Consider the following 14,534-nt stretch of genomic DNA (forward strand, 5'->3'; position numbering starts at 1 on the left):
GGGCGTCGGAGATCATGTCCGCATGTCAGTGAAGAATCCCCGAGACGAACAGGCTGGACGGACACGCGTGAGACCCCCGATACGGGTGCGGACCCTGGTCCCCGCCCTCGCCGCGTTCGCGGCCGCCGGGCTGCTGACCGGCTGCCTGGGTACCGAGCCGGCGCCCGACAAGCCGACCGACAAGACGGCCGCCACGCCCGGGGCGAAGGGCGCCGGATCCCTCGGCGCCCCCGGCACCGCCTGCGCGCTGCCCGTGTCCTTCGAGCTCGCCGAGAACTGGAAGCCCAAGGCCGTCACCGTCTCCGACGACGAGATCTCCGCCGCCCTCGGCAAGCAGGGCCCCGCCACCATGGTCTGCGAGGTCGACGCGAAGCCGGCCGGCAACATCGGCTTCCTGCGCGTCTGGAGCGCCGGCAAGGGCCCCGCCCACGCGGCGCTCGAAGGGTTCGTGAAGGCCGAGAAGAACGCCTCCAAGGTCGTCTACAACGAGATCGCGGCCGGTGGGATGCCCGCCACCGAGGTGACGTACACGGTCTACAACAAGATCATGGAGGAGTCCAAGGAGGAGCGCGCCTTCGCCCTCTCCACCCCCAAGGGCACCGTGATCATCCACCTGGGCGGACTCGACACCCAGGAGCACCGGGAGATGCTTCCCGCGTACGAGCTGGCCCGCTCGAGCGTCAAGGCGCTCTGAGAGCACACCACTCAAGCCTCAGGGCCCAGGGCTCAAGCCCAACCCCCACACCCCCAAACCCCCAAAGCTCAACGCGCAACGCGCAACGCCATGGCCCCCGCCCACACCAGGCAGGCGGGGGCCAACCGCGACCCGAAGGCCCGCGAAGACCCCCCGAAGCCCCCCGAAGCCCCCTACACGAACCGCTGCCCCGCCGACCCGTCGCAGCTCTGCAGCCGGATCGGCTGACGCGCCGCCGACTGCGTCAGGCACAGGCCCATCGCCGCCGCCGGCCTGATCGTCGCCCCGTCACGTACGAACTTCTGGTTCGCCGTACCCGAGCAGTTCCAGACGATCATCCCCGTACCCGCCTGGTACTTGGCCGCCGGCACGTCCAGGCACCGGTCCTGGGTCAGCTCCGTGTGGACGGTCTGGCGTGCGGGGTCGTACCACCAGCCCTGGTTGCGGCCGCCGTGGCAGTCCCAGCCGAGCACGGCGGTGCCGTTCTTCGACGTGGCCGCGTCGACGTCCACGCAGTTCCCCGTGGCCTGGTTCTTCAGCGGCTTGTAGGCGTCGTCCCAGGCGTACGGGACGAGGGTCGGGGTGCCCGACGAATTCACGTCCGCACAACTGGCCTCACGCAGACCCGAGTTGTAGATCTGCGTCAGACAGGACGCAAAGGCCGCATGACCGCGCGCGTTGGGGTGGAAGGACTGCCGGACGGAGTTCTCGTCCGGGGTTCCGGGCTTGGAGAGGTCGATGTACAGGCCCCGGGCCCAGGGGTCCTCCATGCAGACCTCGTGGCCGTGGAAGAGCCGCGAGTTGTCGAGGTAGGTCGCCCCGGTACTGGCCGCCGCCCTGCGCATCCCGCGCTCGAATGCGGGCACCGCGGTGTTGCGGCCCCAGACGGTGTCGGAGTCGTAGCCGAGACCGCCGCAGGCTAGCTTGCCGGGGAAGTTCGGGTTGTCGTGGAAGTCCGGGCCGATGGGGCTCGGGTAGCCCATGACGACGAGCTTGTAGTCGCCGTCGGCGTATCCGGCGTCGCGCATCACGGTCTTCAGGTCGCGCACGGTCTGCTCGACCTTGGGGACGAGCCCGTCGACGCGGGCCTGCCAGCCGGGGGCGTACTTGGGCTCGCAGGCGCCCTGCAGGGTCAGGTACCGCGTGACGCAGTCCGTCATCACCGGGCCGAACTGCAGGTCGTCGTTGGCGCCCGCCACCAGCAGCACCATCTTGATGCGGGTGTTGCGGGCCTTGATGGCGAGGTTGTCGCTCTGGACGAGTTCGTCGGCGTACTGCTTCGAGCCGCCGATCCTGATGTTGCCGCTGTAGGCGCCGGAGCAGGACACGTTGAACGTGAGGTCCGCGGGGATTCCGGTGCGGTGGACGGCGGCGTCGGGTGAGCGGTGGCACCAGTTGGTCGGCCCGTTGGTCGGCGGCTCGTAGGTGCCGACGCCCTCGCCGGAGATCTCGCTGTCGCCGAGCGAGATCAGGCCGGTCTTGCGCTGGGCGAGCGGTCGTTCATCGGGGCTGCCGTAGATCTTGGTGGCCTCGGCCGCGCGGATGGCCTCCAGCTCGGGCGAGAGGGGTACGGACGCCGCCGTACGGGTGCCCGTTCCGGTGTCGGCCGCGCCGGCGGGGGCTGCGGCTGCCATGGTGCCGAGGGCCGCGGCGGCCGCGGCCGTGGCCGTGGCCGCGATCGTCCAGCGGAGTCTGTACCTGGTGCGCCTCATTGCGCCTCCTGGAAGTGGGGTTACCCACGGTTTCTACTGGCCGGTACGTGCAATGGGAATAGCCGGAACAAGACAAGTGCTCAACTTTGTATGGAGGTTGACGACATGACCGACACCAGCGGCGGCACGGCCGACGACAAGAAAACCGACAACAACGAGGCCTCACCCGCCCCCTCCCCCGACGCCTACCGCATCGAGCACGACTCGATGGGCGAGGTGCGCGTCCCCCGGCACGCCAAGTGGCGGGCGCAGACGCAGCGGGCCGTGGAGAACTTCCCCATCTCGGGGCAGCGGCTCGAACGGGCTCATATCGAGGCTCTCGCCCGGATCAAGGCCGCGGCCGCCAAGGTCAACGCCGGGCTCGGGGTGATCGACCAGGATCTCGCCGCCGCCATCCAGGAGGCGGCCGCAGAGGTCGCCGAGGGCCGCTGGGACGAGCACTTCCCGGTCGACGTCTTCCAGACCGGCTCGGGCACCTCGTCCAACATGAACGCCAACGAGGTCATCGCCACCCTCGCCACCGAGCGGCTGATCGGGCTCCCCGGGGACCGGAGCGTCCACCCCAACGACCATGTGAACGCGTCCCAGTCGTCCAACGACGTCTTCCCGTCGTCGATCCACATCGCCGCCACGGCCGCCGTCACCCGCGATCTGATCCCGGCCCTCGATCATCTGGCTGAATCCTTGGAGCGGAAATCAGCCGAATTCGCGGACGTGGTGAAGTCCGGCCGTACGCATCTGATGGACGCCACACCGGTGACACTCGGACAGGAGTTCGGCGGCTACGCGGCCCAGGTCCGGTACGGGATCGAGCGGCTGCGCGCCTCGCTGCCCCGGCTCGCCGAACTCCCCCTCGGCGGTACGGCGGTGGGCACCGGCATCAACACGCCGCCCGGCTTCTCCGCCGCGGTCATCGCCGAGATCGCCGACGCCACCGGTCTGCCGCTCACCGAGGCCCGCGACCACTTCGAGGCGCAGGGCGCCCGGGACGGCCTGGTGGAGACGTCCGGGCAGCTCAGGACCATTGCCGTCGGCCTCACGAAGATCTCCAACGATCTGCGCTGGATGGCGAGCGGCCCGCGCACGGGCCTCGCCGAGATCAACCTCCCCGACCTCCAGCCCGGCTCGTCGATCATGCCGGGCAAGGTGAACCCCGTCGTCCCCGAGGCGGTCCTCATGGTCGCCGCGCAGGTGACCGGGAACGACACCACGGTGGCGGTCGCCGGCGCGGCCGGGAACTTCGAGCTCAACGTGATGCTTCCGGTGATCGCCAAGAACCTCCTGGAGTCCGTACGGCTGCTCGCCAACGCGTCCCGTCTCCTCGCGGACCGGACGGTCGACGGCATCACCGCCAACGTCGAGCGGGCCCGGGAGTACGCCGAGTCCTCGCCGTCCGTCGTCACCCCGCTGAACAAGTACATCGGATACGAGGAGGCCGCGAAGGTGGCCAAGAAGTCCCTGGCGGAGCGGAAGACGATCCGGCAGGTGGTGCTCGAGTCCGGCCATGTGGAGAAGGGCGACCTCACCGTCGAACAACTCGACGAGGCGCTCGACGTGCTGCGTATGACTCATCCGTGACCTGTACCGCAGCGACGAACGGGGCCCGCCCCTAAGATCTGCGCATGACAGGATCGGGCGGCCCTCAGCACTGGGCGCCGGGGGAGCACATCCTCTGGCGCTACCGCGGCAACGGCTCCGGCGCGGTGCACATCTGCCGGCCGGTGACCGTCGTCGAGGACACCCCCGAGCTGCTCGCCGTCTGGATGGCCCCGGGCACCGAGTGCGTCAAGCCGGTGCTCGCCGACGGAACCCCCGTGCACGAGGAGCCGCTCGCCACCCGGTACACCGCCCCGCGCACCACCGCCCGCGCGCGCTGGTTCGGCACGGGGGTACTGAAACTGGCCAGACCGGGGGACCCCTGGTCGGTCTGGCTGTTCTGGGATCGCGGCTGGCGCTTCCGCAGCTGGTACGTGAACCTCGAGGAGCCGCGCACCCGGTGGTCCGGCGGCATCGACTCCGAGGACCACTTCCTCGACATCTCCGTCTACCCCGACCGCAGCTGGCTGTGGCGGGACGAGGACGAGTTCGCGCAGGCCCAGCGGGCCGGGCTGATGGACGCGGCGCAGGCCGCGCGGGTGCGGGCGGCGGGCCGCGCCGCGGTCGAGGTGATCGGGGCGTGGGGCGCGCCGTTCTCCGACGGATGGGAGGACTGGCGGCCCGATCCCCGGTGGACCGTGCCCGAGCTGCCCTCGGACTGGGATCGCACTCCGGCGCACACGGCACCGTGAGACCCTTGATGCGCCCCCGGGGTGCAAACGTAGGATCGTCCTCCGCAAGGCGGTGATCAACCGAACGAGGCGTCAACCACAGAGCACAGCGCAGGACCTGACCGTAAGTCATTCTTGAGGGGGAGAGCAGTGCCGGACGTGTGCCCGGGTGTGCCGACCCCTGTCGTTGCCGCTGCTCGCGGGGCATTCACATCCACCGCGTGCCAGGGGTTTATCCCCGGTGAAGGCGCGGCATCGGCGAGAAGAGCGAGTGCATCGCACCACCGGCCCGGACGGACGGAATCCCACGCGTGACGGAGCATCCCACCTCCCACGAAGGCCGGCAGCCGCTGGCTGCCCGGTCGCACGAGCGCACCCGCCCTCGCCAGGAAGCGGCCGAGGCCCCGGTGCCGGCGCAGCCCGGCGCGGCCGGTCACCGGTCCGGCGCCGCGGACGGTCGCTCCGGCGACGCCTCGGGCTCGGGCCGCGCCGGTACGGGAGCCCCCGTGCCCGCTCAGGTGCCGCCGCCCACGTCGGGCCCCGCCGGAGGCACATCGGCCGGACATGACGGCGCGTCGGCCGAGCACGGCGGCACGACGCCCGGCCAGGCAGGCGAATCGACGGCGCACGGCGGCGGATCGACCGGCCATGGAGCCGGTTCCGCCTCCCACGGAGCCGGAGCCACCGCACACGATGCCGGGGCCACCGCACACGGAGGCGGTCCCGCCCCGCAAGGACCCGGTCCCGCCCCACAGGGCCCCGGTCCCGCCCCGCAAGAACCCGGATCCGCCCCCCAGGGCCCCGGGTCCGTCGGGCAGTCCGGAGCACCTGCCGCCGCGATGGCCGTGAACGTCGCGCCGGGAGCGGCGGCCCCGCAGGATGTGCTGGCGGCCCGGCGTGAGGGCGACCGGCTGCGGTTCGTGGGCGCGGCGACCCGGCGGATCGCGCGCGGGATAGACCTCGACGAGATCGTGCTCGGTCTCTGCCGGGCGACCGTACCGACCTTCTCCGACGCGATCCTGGTCTATCTGCGCGATCCGCTTCCGGTGGGCGACGAGCGGCCGGTGGCGCCGTTCGTGCTGCGGCTGCGGCGCACCGACCGGCTCCGTTTAGCGGAGGTGGAGGGCGAGGAGCTCGCGCTCGTCCCCGACCCCGACCCGACTCCGGCCGCCGAGCTGTGCGAGGTCCGCTCCGGCGGCGCGCTCGCCGAAGTGCTGCGTGGGGTGCGGCCGGTCTTCGGCGACTCCGCCGCCGCCCGCGCCGCGCTGCCCGAGTTGCTCGGGCCCGAGCATGTGCTGCCCGGTGGGCATCGGGCGATCCTCGCCCCGCTGCGGGGCCGGCGCCGCGTCATCGGCGCCGCGGTCTTCCTGCGCCGGCCCGAGCGGCCCGGCTTCGAGCCCAACGATCTCCTGGTCGCGGCCCAGCTGGCGACCCACACCGCGCTCGGCATCGACAAGGCCGTGCTGTACGGCCGCGAGGCGTACATCGCCGACGAGCTCCAGCGCACGATGCTTCCGGACTCGCTGCCGCAGCCGACCGGTGTCCGGCTCGCCTCCCGCTATCTGCCGGCCGCCGAGACCGCCCGCGTCGGCGGCGACTGGTACGACGCGATCCCGCTGCCCGGCAGCCGGGTGGCACTGGTCGTCGGGGACGTGATGGGTCACTCCATGACGTCGGCGGCGATCATGGGCCAGCTGCGGACCACGGCGCAGACCCTGGCCGGGCTCGACCTGCCGCCGCAGGAGGTGCTGCACCACCTGGACGAGCAGGCCCAGCGGCTCGGCCAGGACCGGATGGCGACCTGCATGTACGCGGTGTACGACCCGGTCTCGCACCGGATCACCATCGCCAACGCCGGTCATCCGCCACCGATACTGCTCCACCTCGGCGGCCGCGCGGAGGTCCTGCGCGTACCGCCGGGGGCGCCGATCGGCGTGGGCGGGGTCGACTTCGAGGCGGTGGAGCTGGACGCCCCGGCGGGCGCCACGCTGCTGCTCTACACGGACGGCCTGGTCGAGTCCCGGCTGCGGGACGTGTGGACCGGGATAGAGCAGCTGCGGGAGCGCCTCGCGGCGACGGCCCAGCTGACCGGTCCGGATCACTCGCCGCCTCTGGAGGCGCTGTGCGACGACGTCCTCGACATGCTCGGCCCGGGCGATCGGGACGACGACATCGCGCTGCTCGCGGCCCGTTTCGACGGGATCGCGCCCAGCGACGTGGCGTACTGGTTCCTGGAACCTGAGGACGCGGCCCCGGGGCGCGCCCGGCGGCTCGCGCGGCGGGCGCTCGCCCGCTGGGACCTGGAGGAGCTGTCGGACTCGGTCGAGCTGCTGATCAGCGAGGTCGTGACGAACGCCGTGCGGTACGCGGAGCGGCCTGTGACCCTGCGGCTGCTGAAGACCGATGTCCTGCGCTGCGAGGTCGGCGACGACTCCCCTCAGCTGCCCCGGCAGCGCCGGGCGCGCGACACCGATGAGGGCGGGCGTGGGCTGTTCCTGGTGAACCGGCTGGCCCGGCGGTGGGGGGCGACGCGGCTCTCGGGCGGCAAGGTCGTCTGGTTCGAGCTGCCCACGCGGTTGTAGAGCACGGCTCGAGGTCGGAGCTGCCCACGCGGTTGCAGAGCCGCTCAGCTCGAGCTTCGGGCTGCCCACGCGGGTTGCAGAAGCCGCACAGCTCGAGCTTCGAGCCACCCACCCGGTTGCAGAACCGCACAGCTCGAACACGGCGAAGGCCGGACCCCGAGGGGTCCGGCCTTCGTCATGTCACCGCTCGGGACGCTCGTCCCCGCCGAAGTCCGGCGGTTCGATCGTCGGACCGGTCGGGTCCGTCGTCTCGGTCGGCTGGGGCGGCACCGTGATCGTGTCCGTCGGCAGCGGCGGCGTGGTCGCCGTCGAGGTCGGCGGCGGCGTCGGGTCCGGGGAGCCCGTGGTGGGCGGCGGGGTCGACGTCGGGGCCTCGGTGGTCTGGGTCGGGGTCGGGTTCGGCTCCAGGATCGAGGAGTCCTCGGTCTCCAGGTCGAAGCGGGTGTCCGAGCCGCCGCCGAGGGCTGCGGTGGTGTAGTCGCCCCAGATCTGGGCGGGGGTCCTGCCGCCGTTGGCGCGGCCCTTGTTGATCGTGTCGGTGAGGGTGACCTGGTTGCCCTTGGGGTCCTCGCCGAAGAGGCCGACGGCGGTGACCAGTTCGGGCGTGTAGCCGACGAACCAGGCGGAGCGGTTGTTCTCCGACGTACCCGTCTTGCCGGCCGCGTCGTAGTCGCCGGCCGCCCGGGTGCCGGAGCCGCTGGTGACCACTCCGGTCATGGCCTTGGTGACGGTGTCGGCGGTCTCGCGGCTGACCACCTGGTCGCCGATCGCCTTCACCGGCTCGACCTTGCGGTCCTTGTGCTCGGCGGACTTCACGATGGTCGGGGTGACCTTCACACCGTGGTTGTCGAGCGTCGCGTAGGCGCCGGCCATGTCCCAGGTGGAGGCGCCCATGGTGCCGAGCGACATCGCGGGGCTCTCACCGAAGTCCGGGCCGTCCTTGAGGCCGAGGTCGAGGGCGGTCCGCTTCACGTGTCCCGGGCCGACGTCCACGATCATCTGGGCGTAGACCGAGTTGATCGAGCTGTTGGTGGCCTTCTGGACGGTGACGGGACCGTAGTTCCTGTCGTCCTCGTTCTCCGGGGCGAAGGGGATGTTGCTGCCCACGACCGGCGTCTGGCTGTCACCGTTGTAGATGGTGCCGAGGCCGATCTGCCGCTCGTCCTGGGTCTTGGCGTCGTTCTCGAGCGCGGAGGTGAGGACGATCGGCTTGAAGGTCGAGGCGGGCTGGTAGTCGCGGCGGGTGGCGTTCGACGTCCAGTGCTCGGTGGCGCCGATGCCTCCGTAGAGGGCGAGGACCTTGCCGGTCTTCGGGTCGACCGAGGTGGCGCCGGCCTGGACGGTGGCGTCCTTCTTGTCGCCCTTGCGGTCGAGCTTCTCCTCCAGCTGTCGGTCGACCGCCGCGACGAGGGCCTTCTGCTTCTTCTCGTCGATGTTGAGGGTGATCGTCCAGCCGCCGGCCTTGATGTCCTCGGCGCTGACGCCCTGACGCATCAGCTCCTGGTTGGCGGCCTCGACGAGGTAGCCGCGCTGGCCCTCCATGCCGGGAGCGGCCTTCTCCTTCTGCGGGACGGGGAACTTCAGCGTGGCGCGTTCCGTGGGGTCGAGCCAGCCCTCCTCGACCATGTTGTCGAGGGTGTAGTTCCAGCGCTCCTCGACGAGCTTGCGGCCGGTCGGGCTGGCGGCGGTCCAGTCGTACTGGTTCGGCGCCTGGAGCAGCGAGGCGAGGTAGGCGCCCTGGGCGACGTTCAGCTTGGAGGCGTCGACGCCGTAGTACGACTGCGCCGCGGCCTGGATGCCGTAGGCGCTGCGGCCGTAGAAGCTCGTGTTCATGTACCCGGCGAGGATCTCGGGCTTCCCCATCTGCTGGTCGACCTTGAGCGCGATGACCATTTCCTTGAGCTTGCGCGTCGCGGTCTGGTCCTGGCTCAGGTAGAAGTTCTTGACGTACTGCTGGGTGATGGTCGAGCCACCCTGCTTGCCCTTGCCGGTGATCGTGGACCAGGCGGCGCGGGTGGTGCCCTTTATGTCGACGCCGTTGTCCTTGTAGAAGGACTTGTTCTCCGCTGCGACGAAGGCGTTCTGGACCGGTACGGGGATCTTCTCCAGGCCCACGATCTCTCGGTTGATCTCGCCGGTCCGGGCGAGGATCTTGCCGTTGGCGTACTTGTAGACGTTGCTCTGCATGGTCGCCTGGGCGTTTGCGATCGGCACCGGGACCATCAGATAGACCACGTAGAAGGCGCCCATCACGAGAAGGCAGCCGACGAAGAACGTGCCCAGGATCTTCTTCCAGGTGAAGAGTCGGCGTATCCGCCCGCCCTTCTTCCCCTGGCTTTTGTCCGCTCGGCCCATGTGCTTCGTCGCTCCGCTCGTCGTGGTCGCAGGTCCGGTGCCCGCGCCGAATCAGCTCAGCAAGCTAACACCGCTGATGCTGACAAAGTGCAATCGATCCGGTCTTTTCCGGACGTGAGAATCAGCACCCGTCCCCGCTGGAACCGACGCTCCTGGAACCGGGATGGTTGCGCATGGTCGGCCACATCACCCGTTATCACTGGTCACATCGCCCGATGTCGCCGAGCCCGAGCAGCTATACATCGTGCGTATACACAGGGTGTAGAGTGACAGGCATGTCAATCGGACACACCCTTCTCGGGCTCCTCGAGTCCGGTCCGCGCCATGGCTACGACCTCAAGCGCGCCTTCGACGAGAAGTTCGGCCACGACCGTCCGCTGCACTACGGACAGGTCTACTCGACGATGTCCCGGCTGCTGAAGAACGGCCTCGTCGAGGTCGACGGCATCGAGGCCGGCGGCGGCCCCGAGCGGAAGCGGTACGCGATCACCGAGGCCGGCGTCACCGATGTCGAGCAGTGGCTGCGACGCCCCGAGAAGCCGGAGCCGTACCTCCAGTCCACGCTCTACACGAAGGTCGTCCTCGCGCTGCTCACCGGACGCGGGGCCGCCGAGCTGCTCGACGTCCAGCGCGCGGAGCATCTGCGGCTGATGCGGGAGCTGACCCGGCGCAAGAAGGACGGCGACCTCGCCGACCAGCTGATCTGCGACCACGCCCTGTTCCACCTCGAAGCCGATCTGCGCTGGCTGGAACTGACCGCCGCCCGGCTCGACCGGCTCGCCGAGGAGATCCGCCGATGACCACGACCCCCCTGCTCCGGGCGAGCGGCCTGGACAAGGCGTACGGACCGACGCCGGCGCTCTCGGGCGCCGAGTTCGCCATCCGGGCCGGTGAGGTCGTCGCCGTCATGGGCCCCTCGGGCTCCGGGAAGTCCACCCTGCTGCACTGCCTCGCCGGGATCGTGCGGCCCGACGCCGGCACCATCGCCTACGACGGGCGTGAGCTGAGCGCGATGTCGGACGGCGAGCGCAGCGCCCTGCGCCGTTCCGACTTCGGCTTCGTCTTTCAGTTCGGACAGCTGGTGCCGGAGCTGACCTGTGTCGAGAACGTCGCCCTTCCGCTGCGTTTGAACGGCGAGCGGCGCAAGAGCGCCGAACAGCGCGCGCGGGACTGGCTCGCGCGTCTGGAGGTCGACGACATCGCCGCCAAGCGGCCCGGTGAGATATCCGGCGGCCAGGGCCAGCGGGTCGCGGTCGCCCGCGCGCTCGTCAGCGCGCCGCGCGTGCTCTTCGCCGACGAGCCGACCGGTGCGCTCGACTCCCTCAACGGCGAGCGCGTCATGGAGCTGCTCACGGACGCGGCCCGGGACACCGGCGCCGCCGTCGTCCTCGTCACCCACGAGGCCCGGGTCGCCGCCTATTCCGACCGCGAGGTCATCGTCCGCGACGGCGCCGTCCGGGACACGGAGTGGGCGGTATGAGGCTCCGTACCTGGGCCCGCGACCTGACGCTCGGCGCGCGGTTCGCGGTCACCGGAGGCCGCTCGGGCCTGCTCCGCACCCTCCTGACCGCGATCGGCGTCGGCTTCGGCGTCACCCTGCTCCTCGCCGCCGCCTCCCTGCCCGGCATGCTCTTCCAGCGGGAGGTGCGGGAGGCGACCCGCTCCGTCGACGGCAGCGAACAGGAGACCGGCCCCCGCGCCGACACCTTTCTCCACCTCGGGCAGACCACGCTCTACCGGGGTGATGCCGTCACCGGGCTCCTTCTGCGCCCCGAGGGCGCGCAGACCCCTCTCCCGCCCGGCGCGGCGAAGCTGCCCGCGAACGGCGAGATGCTGGTCTCCCCCGCGCTCCGCGAGCTGCTCGACTCCCCCGACGGCGCCCTCCTCAAGGAACGAATCCCCTACAAGGCCGTCGGGACGATCGGCGACGCCGGACTCATCGGCCCGGCCGAGCTGCGCTATGTCGCCCAGGTCGACTTCCTCACCACCGACAACTACGACGGGCGCGGATCGCGCTACGGCTGGTCGGTGCCCGCGGAACCGTTCAACGCGTTCCTGATCCTCCTCGTCCTCGTCGCCTCCGTCGTCCTGCTGCTCCCGGTGCTCGTCTTCGTCGCGACCGCCGTCCGCTTCGGCGGCGAGCAGCGCGACCGCCGGCTCGCGGCGCTCCGTCTCGTCGGCGCGGACACCGCGACGACCCGGCGGATCGCGGCCGGCGAGTCCCTGGCGGGCGCACTCCTCGGCCTCGCGGTCGGTGTCGGACTCTTCGCGGTGGCCCGCCAGTTCGCCGGTACGGTCACCGTCTGGGACGTCAACGCCTTCCCGTCCGACGTCGTGCCGATGCCCGCCCTCGCCGCGCTCGTCCTCCTCGTCGTACCGGTCGCCTCGGTCGTCGTCACGCTCTTCGCGCTGCGAGGAGTGGCGATCGAGCCGCTCGGCGTCGTCCGGTCCGCCGCACCGCGCCGCCGCCGACTGTGGTGGCGGGTGCTGCTCCTGGCGGCCGGCGTGGCCATGCTCGTCCCGCTGTTCGGGACGGTGGAGCTGAACCGGACCGCGATCGACACCGTGGGGATCGGAGCGGGCGTCGCCCTCGCCCTGATCGGCCTCACCACCCTGCTGCCATGGCTCGTCGAGGCCGGTGTGAAGCGGCTGCACAGGGGGCCGGTGTCCTGGCAACTGGCCGTCCGCAGGCTCCAGCTGAGCAGCGGAACTGCGGCCCGCGCCGTCAGCGGCATCGTCGTCGCCGCAGCCGGCGCGATCGCGCTCCAGATGCTCTTCCAGGCGATGGAGAACGACTTCACGCAGGCCACGGGCGAGGACTCCACGCGGGCCCAGCTCGTGGCCGAGACCGAGGCGACGACCGGCGACGAGGCGCGGGAGATGATCACCCGCTTCGAGAAGACCCGGGGCGTCAGCGGGGTGTCCGGCACGATCACGTCCTACACGTGGCGGCCGGGCGCCCTGAAGAAGAGCGAGGAATTCTCCCCGACCACCTCGATCAAGGTCGGCGACTGCGCATCCCTCCGCGAGTTCGCGAACCTGCCCTCCTGCACGGACGGCGACGTCTTCATCGCCCTCGCGCACGGTGCCCAGGGAGCACCGCCCGACAGCTGGGTCACCGAGACCGCGAAGCCGGGCAGGACGGTCGCCCTGCGGGACCCGGAGGAGCACAAGGGCCCGCTCCCCCAGTGGCGGATCCCCACCACCACCCGGATCGTGGACTCCCGCCCCGACCCGACGGGCATGTACGAGTTCGGGATCCTCGCCACTCCGTCGTCCCTCGACGCTGCCCGGCTCGACGATCCCGCCGCGCTCGCCATGGTGCGGCTCGACCCGGCCGTGCCGGACGCCGCCGAGTACGTACGGAACACGGCCGTGGCCCTCGACCCGACCTCGTGGGTCCGCACGCTCAAGAACACCGAGCGGAACGCGCAGTTCAGCAGCGTCCGCACCGGCATCCTCGTCGGCTCCACCCTGACGATGCTCCTGGTGGCGGCCTCGCTCCTGGTGACCACGCTCGAACAGCTCAGGGACCGCAAGCGGCTGCTGTCCTCGCTGGTCGCCTTCGGCACCCGGCGCTCCACGCTGAGCTGGTCGGTGCTGTGGCAGACGGCGGTGCCGATCGTGCTCGGTCTCGTCCTCGCCGTGGCGGGCGGGCTCGGTCTGGGTGTCGTCCTGCTGAAGATGACGGGGCAACAGGTCCTGGACTGGTGGGTCTTCCTGCCCGTCACCGGGATCGGCGTCTCGCTGATCGCGGCCGTGACGCTGCTGAGCATGCCGGTGCTGTGGCGGCTGATGCGGGCGGACGGCCTGAGGACGGAGTAACCCGTCGAGTGTGCGTACGACGCGTGGGCGCGGGTTCCTGAAGCCGGGGGGTTTCAGGAACCCGCGCCCACGACCCGTACCGGAAGGCGCTTCAGTGCGCCCCGCAGCGCCTCGGCCAGCTCCTCGAACTCGGCCTGCCGGGCGGCGCCCGTCCGCATGGCGAGGGCGACCTGCCTCGAGGGCGCGGGCTCGGCGAACGAGCCGGTGAACAGGGCCGTGTTGCGGGCGGTCTCGACCTTCACGGCCGTACGCGGCAGCAGCGTCACGCCGAGGCCGCCCGCCACCAGCTGGACCAGGGTGGAAAGCCCCGCCGCGGTCGTGGTGACCGGTGCCCCCTCGGTACGCCCGGCCTCGCGGCAGATGTCCAGGGCCTGGTCGCGCAGACAGTGCCCCTCGTCCAGGAGCAGCAGGTTGAGCTCCTTGAGCGCCTCGCGCGGTATGTCGTCGCGGCCGGCCAGCGGATGCCCCTCCGGGGCGACCAGCACGAAGTCCTCGTCGAAGAGCGGGAGTTCACTCACTCCGGGGACCCCGAGCGGCACGGCGAGCAGCAGCAAGTCGAGCCGACCGGCCGCGAGCCCCTCCAGGAGCGAGGAGGTCTGCTCCTCGTGGACCTGGAGGTCGAGCTCCGGATAGCGCCGGTGGACCAGGCTCAGCACGGTGGGCAGCAGATACGGGGCGACCGTCGGGATCACTCCGAGCCGCAGCACCCCGGTGAACGGGGCCTGTGCCGCCTCCGCCTCCTCCATCAGCTCCGCCACCGCGTCCAGGACGGACTTCGCCCGCACCGCGAGCCGCTCCCCGGCGGGCGAGAGCAGCACCTTGCGCGTCGTACGCTCGAGGAGCTGGACACCGAGTGCCTCTTCGAGAGCCGAAACCGCGCCCGAGAGCGCCGGCTGGCTCATTCCGATCGCCGCGGCGGCGTCGCGGAAGTGCAGCTGCTCGGCGACCGCAACGAACGCTCTGAGCTGGGAAAGACTGGGCTGCTTGCCGCGCATCGGGCCGATGTGCGGGCTGTACGGAGAGACCACTGATAACCACCTTCGATCAACACGAGGCAGTCTAGCTATTTCACTGATCAATGCACTCCGTGCCAGGATGA

At 71.0% G+C, this 14,534-nt stretch carries 10 protein-coding genes; 7 read left to right on the forward strand and 3 right to left on the reverse strand.

Annotated elements, in window-relative coordinates; genetic code table 11:
* Positions 1 to 67 precede the first annotated feature (67 nt).
* Positions 68 to 694 carry a lipoprotein gene (locus ACFC0D_RS24370; RefSeq protein ID WP_376439640.1) on the forward strand — a complete coding sequence of 209 codons (627 nt, stop codon included), beginning with the start codon at positions 68 to 70 and terminating at the stop codon, positions 692 to 694.
* Between the two features lie 173 nt (positions 695 to 867).
* Here the strand turns inward: ACFC0D_RS24370 and ACFC0D_RS24375 are convergent, their stop codons facing one another.
* A complete protein-coding gene (locus ACFC0D_RS24375) occupies positions 868 to 2,406 on the reverse strand; it encodes a ricin-type beta-trefoil lectin domain protein (protein WP_376439642.1) in 1,539 nt (512 codons plus the stop codon).
* Between the two features lie 105 nt (positions 2,407 to 2,511).
* Here ACFC0D_RS24375 and ACFC0D_RS24380 point away from each other — a divergent pair, with 105 nt between their 5' ends.
* From ACFC0D_RS24380 to ACFC0D_RS24390, 3 genes are all read left to right on the forward strand, one after another.
* Positions 2,512 to 3,984: a class II fumarate hydratase gene (locus tag ACFC0D_RS24380; protein WP_376439645.1), complete on the forward strand. Its 1,473-nt coding sequence runs from the start codon at positions 2,512 to 2,514 to the stop codon at positions 3,982 to 3,984.
* Between the two features lie 44 nt (positions 3,985 to 4,028).
* Positions 4,029 to 4,694 carry a DUF402 domain-containing protein gene (locus ACFC0D_RS24385; protein WP_376439648.1) on the forward strand — a complete coding sequence of 222 codons (666 nt, stop codon included), beginning with the start codon at positions 4,029 to 4,031 and terminating at the stop codon, positions 4,692 to 4,694.
* A 485-nt stretch (positions 4,695 to 5,179) separates the two neighbouring features.
* Positions 5,180 to 7,255 (forward strand): SpoIIE family protein phosphatase, encoded by a 2,076-nt coding sequence (locus tag ACFC0D_RS24390; protein ID WP_376439703.1) that lies wholly within the window; start codon positions 5,180 to 5,182, stop codon positions 7,253 to 7,255.
* Positions 7,256 to 7,435: 180 nt separating this feature from the next.
* On the opposite strand, the gene ACFC0D_RS24395 is transcribed toward ACFC0D_RS24390, so the two are convergent.
* Complete coding sequence (locus ACFC0D_RS24395; RefSeq protein ID WP_376439650.1) at positions 7,436 to 9,610, reverse strand: transglycosylase domain-containing protein; 2,175 nt, start codon at positions 9,608 to 9,610, stop codon at positions 7,436 to 7,438.
* Positions 9,611 to 9,885: 275 nt separating this feature from the next.
* Here ACFC0D_RS24395 and ACFC0D_RS24400 point away from each other — a divergent pair, with 275 nt between their 5' ends.
* The 3 genes from ACFC0D_RS24400 to ACFC0D_RS24410 are packed head-to-tail and all read left to right on the forward strand — an operon-like array spanning position 9,886 to position 13,435.
* On the forward strand, positions 9,886 to 10,410 hold the full coding sequence (locus ACFC0D_RS24400) for a PadR family transcriptional regulator (protein WP_329116555.1): 525 nt from the start codon (positions 9,886 to 9,888) through the stop codon (positions 10,408 to 10,410).
* A complete protein-coding gene (locus tag ACFC0D_RS24405) occupies positions 10,407 to 11,090 on the forward strand; it encodes an ABC transporter ATP-binding protein (RefSeq protein ID WP_376439654.1) in 684 nt (227 codons plus the stop codon). The genes ACFC0D_RS24400 and ACFC0D_RS24405 overlap by 4 nt, the downstream gene beginning before the upstream one ends.
* On the forward strand, positions 11,087 to 13,435 hold the full coding sequence (locus ACFC0D_RS24410; RefSeq protein WP_376439657.1) for an FtsX-like permease family protein: 2,349 nt from the start codon (positions 11,087 to 11,089) through the stop codon (positions 13,433 to 13,435). The genes ACFC0D_RS24405 and ACFC0D_RS24410 overlap by 4 nt, the downstream gene beginning before the upstream one ends.
* Positions 13,436 to 13,488: 53 nt before the next feature.
* Here ACFC0D_RS24410 and ACFC0D_RS24415 read toward each other — a convergent pair whose 3' ends face one another.
* Positions 13,489 to 14,430 carry a hydrogen peroxide-inducible genes activator gene (locus ACFC0D_RS24415; RefSeq protein ID WP_376439706.1) on the reverse strand — a complete coding sequence of 314 codons (942 nt, stop codon included), beginning with the start codon at positions 14,428 to 14,430 and terminating at the stop codon, positions 13,489 to 13,491.
* Positions 14,431 to 14,534: the final 104 nt, after the last annotated feature.

This window comes from Streptomyces sp. NPDC056222 (assembly GCF_042264065.1).
Classification (GTDB): Bacteria; Actinomycetota; Actinomycetes; order Streptomycetales; family Streptomycetaceae; genus Streptomyces.